The sequence below is a fragment of the Mycolicibacterium sediminis genome (genome assembly GCF_010731735.1).
In the GTDB taxonomy this organism is placed as follows: Bacteria; Actinomycetota; Actinomycetes; order Mycobacteriales; family Mycobacteriaceae; genus Mycobacterium; species Mycobacterium sediminis.
The window spans coordinates 5,820,149-5,838,066 of record NZ_AP022588.1 but is presented as its reverse complement, the minus strand read 5'-3'; the positions used below and the strand labels follow the sequence as shown (position 1 = coordinate 5,838,066).

Annotated in this window: 15 protein-coding genes and 1 tRNA gene; 6 read left to right on the top strand and 10 right to left on the bottom strand. The window is 66.3% G+C overall.

Annotation, left to right across the window (positions count from 1 at the left end; translation table 11 throughout):
* Nucleotides 1-15: 15 nt before the first annotated feature.
* On the bottom strand, nt 16-675 hold the full coding sequence (locus tag G6N64_RS27760; RefSeq protein ID WP_163800988.1) for a DsbA family protein: 660 nt from the start codon (nt 673-675) through the stop codon (nt 16-18).
* Nucleotides 676-1,143: 468 nt separating this feature from the next.
* Nucleotides 1,144-1,806, bottom strand: a complete 663-nt coding sequence (ripB, locus tag G6N64_RS30360; protein WP_246231343.1) for an NlpC/P60 family peptidoglycan endopeptidase RipB — start codon at nt 1,804-1,806, stop codon at nt 1,144-1,146.
* A 1,461-nt stretch (nt 1,807-3,267) separates the two neighbouring features.
* On the opposite strand from ripB, the gene G6N64_RS27750 reads away from it, so the two are divergent.
* Entirely contained in the window at nt 3,268-4,158 is an 891-nt protein-coding gene (locus G6N64_RS27750; RefSeq protein ID WP_163800987.1) for a hypothetical protein, read from the top strand.
* Nucleotides 4,159-4,192: 34 nt separating this feature from the next.
* On the opposite strand, the gene G6N64_RS27745 is transcribed toward G6N64_RS27750, so the two are convergent.
* The 3 genes from G6N64_RS27745 to G6N64_RS27735 form a co-directional block, all read right to left on the bottom strand.
* Nucleotides 4,193-4,651 (bottom strand): transposase, encoded by a 459-nt coding sequence (locus G6N64_RS27745; RefSeq protein ID WP_409370722.1) that lies wholly within the window; start codon nt 4,649-4,651, stop codon nt 4,193-4,195.
* A gap of 75 nt (nt 4,652-4,726) precedes the next feature.
* A complete protein-coding gene (locus G6N64_RS27740; RefSeq protein ID WP_246230826.1) occupies nt 4,727-6,295 on the bottom strand; it encodes an AICE element replication initiation protein in 1,569 nt (522 codons plus the stop codon).
* A gap of 134 nt (nt 6,296-6,429) precedes the next feature.
* Nucleotides 6,430-6,627: a helix-turn-helix transcriptional regulator gene (locus tag G6N64_RS27735; RefSeq protein ID WP_163800985.1), complete on the bottom strand. Its 198-nt coding sequence runs from the start codon at nt 6,625-6,627 to the stop codon at nt 6,430-6,432.
* A 197-nt stretch (nt 6,628-6,824) separates the two neighbouring features.
* Between G6N64_RS27735 and G6N64_RS27730 the strand changes: the two genes are divergently transcribed.
* Together G6N64_RS27730 and G6N64_RS27725 are read left to right on the top strand one after the other, a co-directional pair.
* Nucleotides 6,825-8,048, top strand: coding sequence for a tyrosine-type recombinase/integrase (locus tag G6N64_RS27730; RefSeq protein WP_163800984.1), 1,224 nt, complete (start codon nt 6,825-6,827; stop codon nt 8,046-8,048).
* Between the two features lie 8 nt (nt 8,049-8,056).
* Nucleotides 8,057-8,130: transfer RNA gene (locus G6N64_RS27725), tRNA-Leu, on the top strand.
* A gap of 122 nt (nt 8,131-8,252) precedes the next feature.
* Here G6N64_RS27725 and G6N64_RS27720 read toward each other — a convergent pair.
* Nucleotides 8,253-8,660, bottom strand: a complete 408-nt coding sequence (locus tag G6N64_RS27720) for a hypothetical protein (RefSeq protein WP_163800983.1) — start codon at nt 8,658-8,660, stop codon at nt 8,253-8,255.
* A 114-nt stretch (nt 8,661-8,774) separates the two neighbouring features.
* Between G6N64_RS27720 and G6N64_RS27715 the strand changes: the two genes are divergently transcribed.
* A complete protein-coding gene (locus G6N64_RS27715; protein ID WP_163800982.1) occupies nt 8,775-9,266 on the top strand; it encodes a nucleoside deaminase in 492 nt (163 codons plus the stop codon).
* Here G6N64_RS27715 and G6N64_RS27710 read toward each other — a convergent pair.
* The 4 genes from G6N64_RS27710 to G6N64_RS29995 form a co-directional block, all read right to left on the bottom strand.
* Entirely contained in the window at nt 9,260-10,882 is a 1,623-nt protein-coding gene (locus G6N64_RS27710) for a PE-PPE domain-containing protein (RefSeq protein ID WP_163800981.1), read from the bottom strand. The genes G6N64_RS27715 and G6N64_RS27710 overlap by 7 nt on opposite strands.
* Before the next feature lie 1,173 nt (nt 10,883-12,055).
* A complete protein-coding gene (locus tag G6N64_RS30760) occupies nt 12,056-12,751 on the bottom strand; it encodes a hypothetical protein (RefSeq protein WP_409370723.1) in 696 nt (231 codons plus the stop codon).
* Complete coding sequence (locus G6N64_RS27700) at nt 12,748-13,308, bottom strand: hypothetical protein (protein WP_163800980.1); 561 nt, start codon at nt 13,306-13,308, stop codon at nt 12,748-12,750. Before G6N64_RS27700 ends, G6N64_RS30760 begins: the two co-directional genes overlap by 4 nt.
* A 139-nt stretch (nt 13,309-13,447) precedes the next feature.
* The gene (locus G6N64_RS29995) at nt 13,448-13,603 is read right to left on the bottom strand and encodes a DUF6131 family protein (protein ID WP_174266895.1); all 156 of its coding nucleotides are present in this window, start codon (nt 13,601-13,603) and stop codon (nt 13,448-13,450) included.
* A 221-nt stretch (nt 13,604-13,824) separates the two neighbouring features.
* On the opposite strand from G6N64_RS29995, the gene G6N64_RS27695 reads away from it, so the two are divergent.
* Both G6N64_RS27695 and G6N64_RS27690 read left to right on the top strand, forming a co-directional pair.
* Nucleotides 13,825-14,241 (top strand): YkvA family protein, encoded by a 417-nt coding sequence (locus G6N64_RS27695; RefSeq protein ID WP_163800979.1) that lies wholly within the window; start codon nt 13,825-13,827, stop codon nt 14,239-14,241.
* Between the two features lie 138 nt (nt 14,242-14,379).
* Nucleotides 14,380-17,877: an ATP-binding cassette domain-containing protein gene (locus G6N64_RS27690; RefSeq protein WP_163800978.1), complete on the top strand. Its 3,498-nt coding sequence runs from the start codon at nt 14,380-14,382 to the stop codon at nt 17,875-17,877.
* The last annotated feature ends 41 nt before the right edge of the window (nt 17,878-17,918 follow it).

Genomic DNA, 17,918 nt, shown 5'->3' with positions numbered 1-17,918 from the left:
AAGCTGCACCCCGTTCTATTTCTTGAGTGCCTGCTCAACAGCCGTCGACAGGTCCTGATAACTCCGAGCTTCCACCTCTTTACCGTCGAGGAAGAAGGTCGGTGTGCCCTGAACACCCAGGGCCCTTCCGTCGGCGACGTCGACGTTGACCCGGGCGAGCGTGGCGGGGTCGTCGTAGGCGGCATCATAAGCGGCCATGTCGAGTCCAAGTTCGACGGCGAACCCGCGGAATGTGGCATCGGCCGGCGTCCGTTGTTCTCCCCATTGGCTCTGGGTTTCGTACATCTTCTTGTACATCGGCTCGAACTTGCCTTGCTGGCCAGCCGCCTCGACGGCTCGAGCTGCTCGCTCGGCGTTGAAGTGGGACTGGATGGGGAAGTAACGGACAACGAAGTTGACACGGTCCCCGTACTCGGCGCGTAGCTGCTCGACCATCGGGAACGCCGCGCGGCACGCCTCGCATTCGAAGTCGAGGAACTCGACCAGGGTGACATCGCTATTCGGTGCAGTGTTGAGGCGGCGGCTGTTCTCCCGGACCAACTGACCCGCCTCGCCGCCCTCGGATTGCGCAAGCGCGGGTGCGTCCTTGTTTTGGACCGACAGATAGATGCCAGCCCCGATGATCATGGTAATGACCGCGAAGGCGGTCAGCAGAATCCGTGTGACAGGTGCCATCTGAGAAGTCCTTCGTGAAATCGGCGAACGTCGGTTCCGCGCTAGAGCGGCGGCGGATCGCCGCGGTGCGCAGAGACGGGCTTGTGAGTGTGCATCGCGCACTCGATCATATACGTAGAGAGACCGTAGGTCCGGCGGCGATCCTGTGCCGTCACTCGCCCGCCTGCGGGGGCCGTGTCGGAGATTCAACCCCTCGACTACTAGTCAGAAGGAAACTTAGGAAGCGGGCGCGGCCAGCGGTTCACGGCAACAAGTATGGATCGCAGGAAAAAGGCGGTGCTGGCCAACAGCGTCGGTTTCGCCGGTCCACAACAGCGTCGCACTCTGGCGATCTGAACCCGCAGAAGGGCGGGTAGGACGGCGTTCAGACCACGGCACGCGTCGCTCAGATACTGATGTCGCCCGGCTGACGCGTTTCGTGCTGGGTCAGCGCTGCGCTTCATAAGCGTTGATGGCTGTGCTGCGACCTCAACTGTCGATGACGCGAGTGGCGTATGGCGTCAGCCCGCTGGTGCGGATTGGTGAGATCTTGACTGGCACACCGCTTCTTTGTGCTTCGATCATCTGGCCGCCGCCGAGGTAGAGCGCTTCGTGTTGGCCGCCGCCGGGCCCCCAGAACAGCAGGTCGCCGCGCTTGGCCTCCGAAAGGGAGACCTTCCGTCCCGCGTTGTATTGGTCGCCGGAGAAGCGGGGTAACAAGACCCCCACACCGGCGAATGCGTAGCGCGTCAGGCCGGAACAATCGAATCCGACAGTGGATGCGCCAGAGTCGATGCCCCGACTGGGGCCAGTGAGGCTGCCACCGCCCCATGAGTACGGGACGCCCATCTGCGACCCTGCTCGGCGAATGACGTACTCGATGGCTTGCTTGGCGTTGAGACGGTTGCCTTTGAAGCTCGCCGGAGGAATAGTCGAAGGGCTCACTACGCCAAGGCTGCCGAGGAACCTGCGTCCCAGATCCACGGTGGTCTGGGCCGCCAACGCAGTAGCTTGCAGAGACGAATTGGCGACTGCGACAGGGTCCCCAGGAGCGCCCGCACTTAGCGCTCTGGGCAGTGAGGGATCCCACTGGCCGGTGGTCGGCTCCGCGTCGGCCGGTACCGCCAAGGTAAGCGACACCGCAGTGAACAGGACGCTTGCGACGAGAAACGAGCGCCTCCCGGCCCCTCCAGCCTGCTCACCCACGGCCGGCAATAACGGGGCAGCACGCCTTTCAGGGCGAGGCGATCGATGCGCATGTTGCACGCGACCGAGTCTCCCTTCGTGGCCACGCGGTCCAGCTCTAAGCCCATCCGCACTCGACGTCGACCATGTACGTAGTTTCACCGTAGGTCTGCTGGCAACGTACCTCACCTGCGCCCAATGGGTAGCGCGCCCCGGATAACAGAATCGCTGCAATTCCGCGGCTGCCCTAGGGGCGCTCCGACTCGTCTGCCGACTTCTTGCGTGCAGGTTCAGGCGATTCGACGACGTCGTTGACGTCGCCTGCCGGATCGAGTCTGCAGGCTATCGAAACCGACCTCGAACGGGACAGGTAAACGGCGGATCGATGGCTCAAATCGACGGCCCGGCCACCTTGCGTTCGCGTTTTCATCGCTGTTCCGCTGCCCATGGCTGCAACATCAATCGATCGGCCCGACGCGGTCGAATCGGCCAGAAGGCGATGTCACCCCTGCAGTGGCGGTGGCATCGCGGATAGGCTCGGTCCGAAGCTAGTGGCCTTCGCATCGGCGGCGGTTCTGGTGTTCGTCGCGTTCGAGGTCTTGATCACCTATGTCGGTCTGAGAGAGGCGAAGGCAAGAACCAAATGTGCCCGAGACGCAGGCAATAATCTTCTCAGTGCAACGCGTACTCGCTTATCTGCTTTCGTTGGCATCTCCGCAGCCCCGGCAATAGCACTGGCCGCTACCCGCGAAGACCCAGAGGGTGAAACGTCATCCGACGTGGGCCGATCTTAGGGCCTCGATTGGTCGCACAGCGCCGTTGGCGCACTGCGTCGTCGCCTGCGTTCGTGTCCTTCAATCGCTCGCACAAGCGGTCCTGCGAGCCCTCCGCGGGTGAGCGTTGGGCCAGACCCGGAACGTTCGCGCTCATCGCCGAGGAGACGAGACGGAGAGCGCGTTGCAGCCTCGCGTTCCTCGCGGGACTCGTTCGCGCTGGCCGACCTGCCGGTGGTCGTGGAAGATGCAGCGGCGTACGTCGGACGGGCGCCGCACGCGAGCGTTCGGTGCAGCGAGACCAGACTGCGTTGACTCCCGCGTAGGCACCGGATAGGACCCCACCTCGCACTCGGGAAGTTGCGCGAGTGCCGTCACGACGCAATGGAAGTGACCACGTCGGGCTATTCGCCTGTCTTTTCGTCCGGCGAATAGCGGCCGTCCAGAGGCCCGAATGCAAGAGGTGTGTGGATCGCGGTGTTGAGCACGTCGTGGAGACGCTTGAGGCAGAGGCATGGCGCGGAGGCCTGGTCGGCTGGAACGTTCGAGTGAGTGACAGGCCTGGCGGCGCGAAGGTGCGGATCATGGACGTTCGCCGGCACGAATGTGGCTGTGGTCGTGGACCGATCCGTCCGCACGTTTCTATGTTCAACGTATGAACTCGAATGAGAAGCTCCGGGCTCGGTACCGAGCCCGTGAAGCGCAGCGGAGGATGAATGAGGAAAGGGCTCGGCGTGAGCGCGCCAATGCCGATGCTGCCGCGACGATTCGACTGACGCTGCACCGAGTGGGGGTTGTCGATGCCTGGGAACGGGTGCGACTCGATCAGGCGCAGGAGCGTGTCCGCGCCGAGGGGGCTAAAAGGCGTGCAGGTTATCTCGTCGGCCTTCAGGCTGCCGTCGAGCAGATGAGGGGTCGGGGCGAGACGTTGGCCAAGATCGCTGCGCGGGTTGATGTGGATGTTCGCGAGATCAAGGTCGCGCTGCGCAGGGCTCGCGCCGCAGACGAGGGAGGACGCGGGATGGCGGGCATCTCGGGCGCGGGTAGGCGGTCTGCTAGCTCCGCGCCGCAAGGCGGGGATTTCGAGAGCAGAGACCCACTGTCCGACGACGCCGATCGGCGTTCCTCCAGCGGTGACGACGACGGCGTCGGTTCCTATGACCCGACTCGGTGTGTCCGCTGCGAGGCAGTGATGCTTGATCTCGACGACGGGCCGCGACGCGGACGTCGTCGGCTGTACTGCTCCGACACGTGCCGACGTGACGCCTCGGCGGCGCGTACGGCCGCAGAGCGCTACGGGGCACCCATACGAGTCGTCGAGGTGCAGAAAACCGTTGCCTCCTCCAAGCCGACCGCGGCGTCCGCAAGGCCGGAGCTGGCGCCCATCACGCCGCTCCACGCCGTCGACATTTTGCTCGAGAACGACGAGGCACTGCACGCGTTGCTAGCGCGCGTGACAGAACAAGCGCGACTCAAGAAACTGGATCGCCCGACACTGACCGCCGCAAGAGAACTCTCAAAAGCCGTTCATCCGTTGCGTGGTTGATGGGGCCTTCACCCCCGTACCAGGCAGCAGTCGCTCAGCGTGTCCTGCGACGGCGGTGTCTTCGGCTGGCAGGACTGCATCCGGTCATGCTCGCGACGGCACGACCGAGGCTATGAATGGACCATCCGGCGAGTTCGGCTGCCAGGTCCTCGATGTCCCACTCCAGCTCGTGAATTGCCGATCGACGCTTGGCCTTGATCATTTCGCTTGCGTCGTCGTGGTGGGGTCGGATTCGGTGTTGGCGTTCGTAGCCGTCAATAACGGTGTCGATCACGTCGTCGAGCGTGGTGATCAAACGAGTCGCGGCCATGTCCGCGTTCTCTGCGATGTACTCGTCGCAATCTTCCTGGGACCAGGATGGCGGGAATCGCAAGTGCGATCGGAATAGGTCCCTGATTGCTTTGTCGAAGTCGCCGGAGAACTGTATGTCGGGCCAGTCCTCAACTGTCTCGTCGGCCAGTTTCTTCACATCGTCTTCGAGACTCACGACCATCGCCTCCCGGTTCCATCTCCGATGATGCTTGCCGGCACCGACAAGACAGCGCATTGAGTGCGGGCGGACGGTGACTCAGGAGGCTTCTATGGCTAGGTCTTCGACAGGCTCTCCAGTAAGTGAGTCCGGCGCGATCTCCGCGTTGGCCAGCCCGATACGGCTACCCCGCAGCAGCGAGGAACGCGAGGGTTGCGAGGCTTGATCTGCCGACACATCTTTGGCGGGCGGGTAGACGGTCCACAGCAGCACGTTTCGGTGATTCCGCGCGCCATCGTCCTCGATCACCCAGCCAAGGCTTCGGAGCGCCGGTGCGTGCCGTTTCAGGAGGGCTGTGACGTCCCGACCGTTCCGGGGCCACTCCTTGGGCCTGCGCCAGGTGTCGCCGGCCGGTGTGACTGTCGCCAGCAGGTCCGCTCCGGATCCGGCGATGAGTGGTTCTTGGACGTGTTGGCGTAGCCGTTCGATGAACGGGTCGGCGGACAGACTGTCTTCGGAGAGCTGGTTGGCGCGCGACAAGTAACGACGGAAGCCATTGGTCGACAGAATCTCGTCAACGGCCGCCAGCGTGCGACTGAAGTCCGCCATCCGTGGCGACACTTCGACCGAGATGGTCTCAAGCCGTTGATGGACTAGGGCGGCGAGATCGAGTAGCCCACTCAGAATGCCTGGTAGAGCCGTGCGCCACTGGTGTCGCATGGTGGCCTCCGGTTGTCGCATATGGCGATCGATGCGTCGCAGCTCGACCGTCGCCAGTCGTTCTGCAAGGTCGGGTCGCACCGCGCCGACATCAATGCCGTTGATGATGACGCACCGACGGAACTTGATGATCGCTAAGTCGGCGTCCGTGTACAACGCTCGTTTGACGTTGCCGTCGCCCGTGGCGGCGCGGCACAGCGAGTCCGACAGCCACGGCGGGATTGCAGACAAGTTGTCGATGGCGACTACCCAGGACCCGGATGCCGCGGTCACCCACGAGTCAGCGTCGCGTGGCGCTTGGCGCAATGGGACGGGGGAGGGGTCGATCAGATCGACGAGCATGCGGGTCGTGGTGCTCTTGGCGCTGCCTTGTTCGGCGAAGAGTGCCAACACTGGATGCGGGACATCGCACTGGACGAGCGCGGCGACGAGCACCGCGAGGAGGACGGGCCGGTCCTCGACGTTGATGTTGACGAAGTCCCAGAGTCGATCCAAATCGCCCACCGACGGCAGTGGCATCGCCGCCGTCAGCTTGGATCGCAAGAAACGAACCGGGGCGGAATCGGTGATCGTCCACTGTCCCTGGCCGATGCGGATCACCTTGCCGTCAGGTCGTCCGGTATCGATGTAGTTGAGGCCGTCCAGTTCTGCGACGCGCAGATGCAACTTCTCCGGAGCTTGGCTGGCGGCCATGCCTTCGAGGATCAACGTGGCGTCGGTGAGTGCCTGGCCGCCGGCGACGGTGCCGGTGTCGTGGAAGTAGCGCGAAGCAAGTTCGGCACGCAGGCCGGCCTTGCCAGCGCGAAGCAGCATCGCCAGGTGCGGCCGCGTGCGTTCGGCGCCGAAGGGTTCACCGTCCTCGGAGACGCCGAGGCAATAACGCTCTTGAGCCATGTCCACTAGGCGAGCGGCAACGGACTTCTTGTCATCCTGTGCTCTGGCACTCAACGCTTTTCCACTCTACGAAGCTTCTGCAGGTGGGCATGGCAGGCTATTCTCATGACGAGTCCTCCGGTTGAGCGATCGGTTGGTTCGAACGAAAGACCTCGGCTAGGACCCGGGGTCTTTCTCAATTGGGGGTGTCACGCGGCGTCGCCGCCTCCGCGTCTGGTTGCGTTCTCCCGCTCGGAAATCCACCGCAGCACCTCGTCGCGGCGGTAGACGACACGGCGCCCCAAGGTGAAGCTGGCTGGCCCGATGTCCGAATGGCGCCAGTACCTCAGCGTTCCGACTGGGACACCCGTCATGTCCGACACTTCCTTCGCTCCGAGCAGTTCCATCAGATTCCTCCTGATTCACGGTTGTTTGAGCTGAGCCAACACTGACTGCGCATGTGTCAGTACGTCCACCACCACTGGCAACATCGACTGGAAATTCGTGCGAATCCATCGCCGCAGAACAGGTGTGGTCGCCACAGCGCCATCGGAGAGGCCCAAAGCGGATGATGGGCACGGATTCGCTGCGGTAAGTTCGAGGCATGATCACGCGTAATGAGCGCGCGGGTATCGACGACCGCTGGCACAAGCGCGTCAAGGCACCAGACGGCACCACGCGCACGGAGCGGTCTGCGGTCTACGGCAAAGTCTCGCGCTGGCGCGTCAGGTGGGTCGACAGCACGGGCTCCGAGCGCACCAAGAGTTTCCAGCGCAAGCCGGATGCTCAGGCATACGTCAACGGGCTGACCGCTGATGTGCAGCGCGGTGAGTATGTCGATCCGAGGAAGAGTGCAGAGACGTTCGGGTCGGTCGCCGAGCAGTGGTTCGCCACCAAGCAACACCGAAAGCCGAAAACCGTTGCAGGATACCGCTCGTTGCTCGACACCGTGATCTTGCCGAGGTGGGAAGATGTCCCGCTGAAACGACTTGACTACGAATCTTATTCAACGTGGCTGGGCGCGCTGTCGGTCGATGGCGGGCAGCGCGGAACCGGTCTGTCGGCAAGTCGGATCACTCAGACACACCAATTGATCGGCGCGGTCCTCAAGTACGCCCAACGGACCGGCAAGGTCGCGAAGAACGTCGCGCTGGAGATCAAGCGGGACGAAGATTTACCCGAACAAAGTGAGCGTGAGCGGCACTATTTGAGCCATGCCGAGCTGTTGTTACTGGCCAAGGCCGCAGGCCGATTCGAAACGCTGACGTTGGTGCTGGGGTACTGCGGTCTTCGGTTTGGTGAGGCTGTCGCACTACGACGCCGGCATGTGGGGGATCGAGTTCTGACCGTGAGGTCGTCGGCGACGGCGGTCACCGGTCGCGGCATCGTCGAGTCGACCACAAAGACGAAGCGGGATCGTCATGTGCCTGTGCCGGAACCGGTGTGGCAGCGACTCAAGGCGGAACTACCCGCCGATCCGAATGAGCTGGTTTTCCCGAGCCGTAAAGGTGGGTTCTTGCCGCTCGGCGAGTATCGCTGGGCGTTCGACAATGCGTGCGACGAGGTTGGGATCGAAGGGTTGGTGCCGCACGGCCTGCGACACACCACCGCGTCCTTGGCGATCAGCGCAGGAGCTAACGTCAAGGTCGTGCAGAGACTCCTGGGGCACGCGACCGCCTCGATGACGCTCGACCGTTACGGCCACCTGCTCAACGACGATTTGAGCGGCGTGGCCGACGCTCTGGGCAAGGCCATCGATAGCACTGCGGTATCACTGCGGTATTTGGAGCGCCAGGAGAAGAGCGAAATGGCGGTAAATACCCGCTGAACTGCAACGCCCCCATAGCCCAATTGGCAGAGGCAGCGGACTTAAAATCCGCCAAGTGTCGGTTCGAGTCCGACTGGGGGCACACATGATCTGCTGTCGATCGTTCTCGCAGCGTCACCGGCCGCCGTCACCGACAAAGCTACGGCGGGCTGGCCGAATGAGCGCGAGCCCTCGCGTTCGCCGCAGACGCGTGCGTGGTGGTGCCTACAGGACCGCGGTGATCGGCCCCAGCAGTTGCCAATTCGGCTCGGAGGCGTCGTTGAACAGAGCGCCGAGGCCTCTGCCCGTCGCGGTGTACGACGTACCCGGACGATATGGCGTGAAGACCTGAGCGATGTCTGCGTCACGACCTTGCGAACACTGGGCCGAGGAGTCGGCGGCCTGCACGCAGACGACGCTCGACCGTGGCCGGAAGGCACCTGCACAACCGTCGGGGGCGACCGTCGCGGTCACCATGTCCGCACCGTCGACCTGCACGACGTGCGGCGGCGACAACGTGAAGGAGCAGAGGGTGCCCGGTGGCGGCGGCTGAGCATGGGCGCTGGTCGCGCCCGCTACGCCGCTGAGCACCAATGCTGCGCTCGATAAGGACATCGTCACCGCCCGATTCATGGACAGATGGTAGGTCAGCACCCGACGGGGTGCGGCCGGTACCGAAGAAGCGGCAGTCGTCCACCCTGTTGATGAGTGTCATAGCGCGAAGTCGTCCCAGCTACCATCGCGCTGGTGACCGACTTCGCGCAACGCACCATCGACCTCGCCCGGCGCAACGTCGAGGACGGTGGCCGGCCGTTCGCCACCGTAATCGTCCGCGACGGCGAGGTGATAGGCGAGAGCGGCAACCAGGTCGCGCAGACCAACGACCCGACTGCGCACGCCGAGATCCTCGCGATCCGGGAGGCGTGCACGCGCCTGGGCACCGAGCAGCTGACCGGGGCGACGATCTACGTCCTGGCCCACCCCTGCCCGATGTGCCTCGGCGCGCTGTACTACTGCTCGCCCGACGAGGTCGTATTCCTCACCACCCGTGAGGAATACGAGCCGCACTACGTCGACGACCGCAAGTACTTCGAACTGAGCACCTTCTACGCGGAGTTCGCCAAGTCGTGGGAGGACCGGCGCCTGCCCATGCGCCACGATTCCCGCGACGAGGCGCTCGAGGTCTACGCGCTATGGCAGGAACGCAACGGCGGTAGCCGGCGCCCCGACTCTCACTGACCGATGCCGGGCGACCCGGCGCCACCGGTGCTGCCAGTCGCGGTGCCAGACAGCCCGCCCGCACCGGCGGTCGGGCCCGGGCTGCTGGGCGATGCACCGGACACTCCGGCCGGCCCGTCGGTGGCCGACGAGGTCCGGGCAGTCGACCGCGTGATGAACGAGGAGATCGAGTTCGGCCGCGCTTTGCGGCTGTTCGACGACCCCGAGGGCTGCGGCCGCAGGTCGGTCTGACCGCTCTGCGTCGTCAGGCCGCCGCGGACCGACGTCCCTGCGGTGTCACCCGTCGTCCCCGACTCGTCGTCCGACGTGGCAGCCGTGGCGGCCAGCCCGTCGATGCCGCCCGCCGTCGATGCTTCCGAAGACGTCCTCGCGGTGTTCGATGCGTCGTACAGACGTGACGACGACGTCGACGGCGCCGGGTCGACGTACGGGGCGGAGAACGGGTTCGGATTGACGAAGGGCAGCGGATCGGCCTGGACGAGTTCCGCGGGCGGCGTCGGCCGCGTCTGAAGGTCCTGCACCGCCTCCTGAACACCCTGGGCAGCGGCCGCCGCCAGGTCCGATGCCAGCTTGATCGGGTTGATGATCGGGAACAGTCCCGCGGTGGTGAATCTGCCGTAGGGGATGGTCCGGTCGTAACCGAGTTCGATCAGCACCGTCAGGGTCGGTTCGATCAGATCGAGGAGCGGCTCGACGAAGTACGTCGTTCCGGTCTTGGCCGCCAACGCACGCGGCGTGTGCAGGATCGGCAGGTTCTTGATCGGAAGCGTGATGAAGGTGGTGTCCCCGAACGTCTGCCGGTTGGCAGGGTCGGCCATCGCCTCTTGGAACTGCGTCTGCGTGTACTCCCCGAGGGCGGGGTTCGGCGCCGGATACGTCGGATGGATGGTCAGGAAGCCGAAGAGGGCGTTCACGGTGGCCAACAAGTTCAGCGGGTACGTCGGGAAGTCCGCGATGCCGTCGTAGTAGAAGGCGATGTCGGTGCCCTGGTATCCGGTGTCGGTGGGCGTCGGGCCGTCGAAGGACGCGTTGAAGAACGGGATGTACAGCGGCGTCAGCCGGGACAGGAGCCCACCGTTCGGGCGGTTGGTGTTGCCGACGATGAGGATCTCGAGTTGGTCGGCCGGCGGTCGATTGGGATCCTTGGCGATGTTGCGCAACTGCTTGGTGACGATGTCACCGCTCTGGGAGTAGCCGAAGATGACGATCTCGCCATTCGGATCCGCGGCGCGCACTGCTTGGTACTCCAGGTTGAGGTTCCTGAGTCCCTCGGCAACCGACTTGTCGAACGTCAGGCCGGACAGTCCTCCGATGAACGGGAAGATCGTCTCCGGACCGTTCACCGGGACGAGGTTGCAGGCCGGGTTCGTCATGGCGTTGCACGCCGTGTTCGGCGCGAGCAAGTGGTCGGCGACACCGAAGATGTAGCCCGGCTTGTCAGCCGGCTTGGGCAAGCCGCTCGCGCCGTTGATCAGCGCCGTCGTGGCCGCCAACGACACCGCGGCGGAGCCGACCGAACCCACCGCCACCAGGGTCAGCGCGCTGAGCAAGGCGAGGACGGCTGCGCCCATCGACCGCGCTCGCACGAGACCGGAGTGGGTGCCGCTCTCGCGCATGGGGTTCTCGTCTCGATAGAAGTTGTGACGTGCTTCACAGGTCTCTCGACGGAGAACGTACCGCAGAAGATGTTTGCTGACAACGTCCGCTGTCTCTCGGCCGCTCGACGGCGCGGGAGGTCGTTGCGAGAAGTGGTCCGCACTGAGGCGAACAACCTTCAGGGGGAGACAACGGGAGCCCGGGACGCTGCGGCGCTCCGTTTCGATCGGCGCTCCGAAGACATGATCGCAACTGCCGATGAGGGCGGCGCTTGTCGCCGGGCGCCTCTGCTAGCGCCGGACCGGCGCGGCCCGTGCGCGCGCCCTGGCAACGTGTCTGGCGGCCGATGTCGATCTGGCTGCGCGCAAGGTCGACCGTTAGCGGTTGACCGGGACGAGGTCAGAACGAAGTTGCTGACGCAGGCGCCGACGCGCCGGTTCTGCCGCGCGACGGAAGGGATTCTCGAACACGCCGGCCGTCGGCTAGGTGCTCGCGAGGGCCTTCGACGTCATCCAGCCAGATACTGGCCGGTCGTCCGCCTCGACTCGGCCGAGGCGCGCCCGGGTTCGAAGTCGTCGACCAACCGATTGATTCGTGTGTTGGCGCGCATCAGCGCCACGACCAGCCATGTTCCCCCGGCTAGTAATACAACTATTACAACGTTCCACCATGCCCCCATGCCTTGGACCATACACCACACGAGCAAGCTGTCTTGTCGTCATCTTCGTAGTACGACCTAAGTCCAGTTAGGTTGTGGCACTTGATCTTCGCGCGGAGCAACGGCAGTTACGCTCAGACCGCTTTTTCAAACCATTCACCGGTTTCGCGGCCATTTTACACACCACACGGACCATTCGTCGGGCTCGCATTCCGGTGAGGCACTGCCGACGTCCAACGCGTCCGGCAACGGGCAATTCGGCGACGCGAAACCGTGACGTCTGTGATTGTTGTTGCCCCACGTCGTATTTCCCGTCCGACACGAAGAGTGGTGACGCCACGGGCAACCGGAGTGGGACTCGTTCGAGCCGCCCGTTCCTCGCGGGCCGCACGTCAAGTCATCGGTCAATTCCGTGAATCAACATGTGCGACAAAGGATTCGATGTCCGTGCGCATCGACCGGCACGGGCAGAGGGCCCTGAACGACGTGCGACCCGCACCCCGCCCGAGGGCAGAGTGCGGGCCGACGACTGGAGTCAGACCGCGAGCAAGCGGTCGAAGAACTCCCGGTACTGCTTCAGGGCGATGCGCAGGTCCTCGGTGGAGGCTTCCTCGCCGCGTGCCCACTGCTCCTCGAGTCGGGCTCGGGCATGCGAGAAGCTGTTTGTCAGCTGGTCGACGACGTCGGAGACGAGGCCGTCGGCCTTCTGCACGCATTCTCGAGGGTCGTCGACGAAGCTGGCCTGCACGCTGTCCCACCGCGCACGCAAGCCCACCATCTCGTCGTCGGCGAAGAGATCCGCGCCGTCGGTCGGCATGACGCCGGTGCCGGTCTGGTCCGCCTGCGCACCGTGAGTACCGACGGGCTGATCCGCGATACCCGCGCCGCTGCCGGTCCGGTCCTGGAGGTCCTGTCCGCCGCCGGCCTGGTCGAAGGCGGTGTCCCGGTTGCCGACGGCCTGATCGAAGGGCACGCCCTGACCGCTGCGGTCGTCCAGGGTCGCATCGGAATGCCGGCTCGGGCGGTCGTCGGTCGGCGGCACCACGGTCTCCGTGAGTGGCCGGGCCTCGGCGTCCGGCGAGGGGTGTCCACCCAGTCCGCTCGACCGATCGGCGTACCCGGCGTCGCGCGACTGGTCGGGCAGCCCGTCCTGGGTTCCCGCGTACTGCTGACGATCGGGCTGGTCCGTGAACGACGGGTCGACATTCGTGTGCTGGTCGTGAGTGGTCATGCGCGTGCCTCCTGTGACTTGTCCTTCTCTGATTCGAGCAACTTCGTGAACAGCGCGCGGTAGTGCACGAACGCCTGGCGCTGCTGCTCTGTACCGACGTCGCCCTTCTGCTGCGCGAGGTGGATGTCGTGCGCCGCCCGGTAGTCGGCGACCACCGTGGGGTGATCGACCGAGATGTCGGCGGCCTGCCGATCGAAGTCGTCCACCGGGTAGCCGCGCTCGCGCATGACCTCCGTGACGAGCAGGTCGGCTTCCCCGACTGCGCTCGACGGATGGTCGACGAACGCCGTCTGCACCGCCCGCCAGCGGTTGGCGTAGCCGTTCAATGCGGCAGGGCTCAAGGGGCGGATGTCGAGCTTGTTCCTCTTGCGTTCGCGCGCAAGCAGTTCCTTCTCGGCGGCCCGCTCGTCACCGGCCTCCGACACGGTCCGGTCGTACTCGGGACCGAACCGTTGTTTGAGGCGATCCGAGTCGCGGCGGGACCTGGTGGCGATGACCATCGCCACGATGAAGATCGCGACGGCAATCGCGACCACTATCCATATCCAGTTGGGCATTTCGACTTACCTCCTATGCGGCTCAACGGCTACCCGGTGAGCTTTCGACGCAAACGTCAATTAGTTTGGAACGACTCAAGAACACCCGAAACGCGTTGCGCTGACGGCAGTCCGGTGCGATGAGCCCGATGGAGGCCGATCAGTAGTAGGTTCGCCGGCCTCCCACCGCGCGCCCCATCGAACCCAGCACCGTCAGGATCAACCCGACGACGACGAGGATGATCCCGATGGTCCACAGGATGGAGATCTTGAGGAGGAAACCTGCCAGGAGCAGGATGATTCCGAGGACGATCATGGCTTTGCCTTTCGAGATGTGGCCTCGTTCAACGTGAGACCGGTGCGACGTCTGTCGAGCGCGTGCTCGGCGTCTGACCAGTCGACCACCCCGATGGGGTGCACCAGTACACCCCTAGGTAGGCAATGTGAGCGCCTCGCGCCTCGCAGACCGTGGGCCCGGAGCCGCGCGGGCCCGACGGAGGCGACTCCGAACGGTGGAGGGGTCCTAGGCTGCACGACGTGTGGTCGCACTGGTGGCTGATTCCGGTCGGCATCCTCGGCGGCCTCGCACTGGTGTGGCTTCCCCTGGTCGTCGTGCTGTGGTGTGCCAAACCGGACGCGACGGGGATTCGCGACGCGATGCGACTGTTGCCGGACGTCATACGGCTCGTGCGGCGGCTGGCCTTGGATCCGGACCTCCCGCGCGGCGTGCGCGTCCGGCTGGCACTGCTACTGGGTTACCTCGCGCTGCCGATCGATCTGATTCCAGACTTCATCCCGGTACTCGGCTATGCCGACGATGCGGTCGTCGTCGCGCTGGTCTTGCGATCGGTCACGAAGAAGGCAGGACCGGCCGCGCTCACACGGCACTGGCCGGGCACCCCTGACGGGCTGACTTCCGTGCGGCGACTGTGCCGGTTGAGCAAACCCGGGTGATCCGAGCACGCGCCGAACTGGAGAGTCACGTCGCCGAGCGCGCGCTGCAGCGACGCGACTCTCCGGTTCGGTCAGAACCCGAAGGCGGCGGGTAATGGGGATGCACGCGGGGGCTCCGAATGCGTAGCGTGCTCGCCGATGACCACGACGAGGGAACGGACGGTGTCGCGCATGCCCCCGGGTCGCGGCTCCGACCTCGATCGCACGGTCGACTGGCGACGGCTGCGGCGGCCGGGGACGTCCGTCGCACTGATCGCCATGATGATCGCCGCGGTCCTGCAGTCGATCGGCACCGTCGTGATCGGTCGCGTCGCCACCAGCCCGGGCTGGGCCACCATCGCCGTCCTCGCCGGGTGCCTGCTGGGCTACGCGCTGCTCGACACGCTCGGCCGCACCGTGTGGGCCGCGATCTCCGACCGCGCGGAGGGCCGACTGCGCGGTGACCTGTTGGACGCCGCGCTGAGCCAACCGCTGTACCGACTGTCCGAACAGGCCGTCGGCGAGGTGCTCGACCGCGTCGACGACGACACCCACGAGGTCGGATCGCTGGTGCGCTCGCAGCTGTGGGACGCCATGCGCACCGTCTTCTCCACCCTGCCGATGTGGATCGTCGCCGGTCTGACGTGGTGGCCGGCCTGGATCATCTTTCCGGTCGTCGGACCGCTCACCTATCTGTCGATCCGATCGCTCCTGCGGCTACTCAACGAACGCAAGGTCGCCGAGGAGATCGCCTGGACCGATCACGCCGCGGCGCTGGAGGAGTCCATCGCCGCGCGCGACGACCTTCGGACCAGCCTCGGCCAGCCCTACGTCCTGCGCCGGTGCGCCGAGTTGTCGGGCACGGTGCAACGCAAGTTCCTCGCCGTCGTCGCCGTGGAGTCGCGGATCACGCTGCGCGCCGGCGTGCTGCTGCACGGCCTGCTGGCCGGCGTCGTCGTCAGCGGGGTGGCGCTCGTGACCGGCGGCGGCCTCGACGTCGCCCAGCTCATCACCCTCTTCCTGGTCAGTGCCACCCTCGTCAACGAGATCGCCCAGCTCGCACGACAATTGCCCGAGCTGCAGGCCGGCATGGGTGCCGTGATCAGGCTCCGGCAGCTGCTGGCCAGCGAGTCCGAGCCGACCGGCGGGCAGGCCCTTCCGGCCGGGGACGCCGACCTCGAGTTCGACGATCTGCACTTCGCGTACGCCGACGGGACCTTCGCCCTCGACGGCGTCTCGCTGCGGGTCACCGCGGGCAGTACGTGCGCGCTGGTCGGCCGTACCGGATCGGGCAAGTCGACGCTCGCGTCGCTCGTCTCGCGGGCCGTCGAACCCGAACGCGGATCGGTGTTCATCGGCGGCGTCGACGTCCTCGACGTCGACCTGCGGCACCTCCGGTCGTCGGTCGGAGTGGTCACGCAGCGCACCGAGATCCTCGCCGGCACGCTGGCCGAGAACGTCGCGCTGTTCGCCGACCTCCCCCGCGAGCGCGTCCGGGCCGCGGTCGCCGAACTCGACCTGACGGACTGGGTCGACGGCCTGCCCGACGGCATCGACACGCTCCTCGGCCCCGGCGGAACGACGCTGTCGGCGGGGGAGGAGCAGCTGGTCGCCTTCGCTCGCCTGCTGGTGCGCGACGTCCGCGTCGTCGTGCTGGACGAGGCCACGGCGCGCATGGATCCACTCACCGAGGCTCGCGTCGTCCGTGCCGCCGACCGCCTGCTCAGCGGGCGCACCGGAATCCTGATCGCACACCGCCTTTCGACGGTGACCCGAGCGGAACGGGTGGCCGTGCTCGACGCGGGGCGCATCGCCGACCAGGGCACGCACGTCGAGCTCGCGAGCCGTCCCGGCCCATTCCGCCGCCTGCTCGACGCCCGGGGTGAGGACGAGGTGACCGCCGCGGCCGTCGAGGACACCGCGATCGGCGGGGTGCGGCGTCAGGGACCGGCACCCGAACCGCCCGACGTCGACGGCGGACCGAGCCTGACCCGCGGCATCCTGCACCTGGTCCGGACGTATCCGTCGTGGGGACTCCTCGGCTCCGCGCTGTTCATGGTGACCGGTCTGCTCGGTGCGACGGGTGCGATCAGCGGATTCCTCTGGGGGACGCTCGTCCAGGGCCTGCGCGACGGTGACACCCCGGTGGCGCTGACCGTGGCCGTCGTCGCGAGCATCGTGGCCGAACCCTTCGTGCTGACGGTCGCGCTCCGCCGGTTCCTGCCGTGGTGGTCCGCGTGCGTGCTGCGCATCCGGATGAGCGTGCTGGACGCGCAGACCCGGCAGCACCGGCTGGCCCGGACACCGCCGGGTGAGGTGGTGTCCCGTGTCCTCGACGCCGACCGGTTCCTGCGGTACGCCGACCGCTGCAACGACGTGGTCAGCGGTTTGGTCATCGTGGTCATCGCGTCGTTCCTCGGCGGCACGGCGATCGCGGGCGCGATCCTGCTGGCGGTCATGGTCGCGGCCGCGGTGACCTCGGTGGCGGGCCGCCCGATCGCGGGCCGTTCGGCGGCGGCGGCGTCCGCCACCCGGGCCGACTTCGGCCGCTCCCTGGTGTCGGTGCTCGAGTGCGCGCGCACCGTCAAGCTCGCCGCCGCCACCGACGACGTGCACGCGCACCTCGACCGCGTCGACGCCGGCCGCGTCGGCGCCGCGGTACGCGAACACCGCGTCGAGTCCATCCTGTTCGGCGTTCCGGTGGTGATGGTGCAACTCGGCGTGGTCGCCACGTGGGTCGTCTACCTCCTCGGAGGCTGGGATCTGGCCGTGGCACTGCTGGTGTCGGGTGCGGTCGCGGGCTTCGACTACTTCGGCAGCGTCGCCGGCGCCGTGGTCACCACCGCGCCGGGCACCCGCGCCTGGCAGCTCGCCACCAGTCGGTTCGCCGGTGGCGGCGACCTGATGGACGTACCACCGGGCGTGGACGTGGTGGCCGGTACCGCACCCCGCCCCGCGCCGGCGGATCGAACACCGTTGCGTCGCCTCGATCTTCGCGACGTCGCGGCGGTGCACGACGACGGCACCCGGGGGGTGACCGGCGTCGACCTATCCGTGGAGGCGGGCGAACTGGTCCTGCTGCTCGGGCAGGTGGGGTCGGGCAAGTCGAGCCTGCTGTCGGTGCTCTGCGGCCTCGTCGCCCACACCGGCACGATCCGGTGGAACGGCGTGGAGGTCACCGACCCGCAGACGTTCCTCCGGCCCGGTCGGGTCAGCCACGTCGCGCAGGTGCCGCGCGTGCTCTCCGGGTCGTTCGCCGACAACGTGCGCCTCGATCACGACCGCCGAATCGACCACGCCATCGCGGACGCCCGTCTCGCGCCGGACGTCGCGGCGGCCGGCGGGGTGGACGCGTTGGTCGGGCACCGGGGAGTCCGACTGTCCGGCGGGCAGATTCAGCGCCTGGCGCTGGCGAGGGCGCTCGCGGTCGAACCCGAGCTGTTGCTCGCCGACGACGTCTCCAGCGCGCTCGACGCCGCCACGGAGGTCGAGCTGTGGGCGGGGCTGCGTACCCGCGGCACGACCGTGCTCGGCGCCAGCTCGAAGCGCGCGGCACTCGCCCAGGCCGACCGGGTGGTGGTGCTCGTCGACGGCGGAGTCGCCGCGGTGGGGCCGTGGTCGGTCCTGGCGACCGACTGGGGCCACCTCGCCGGGTGAACCCACTGGTCAGGACGGAGCGAAACGGATCGGCAACGCGC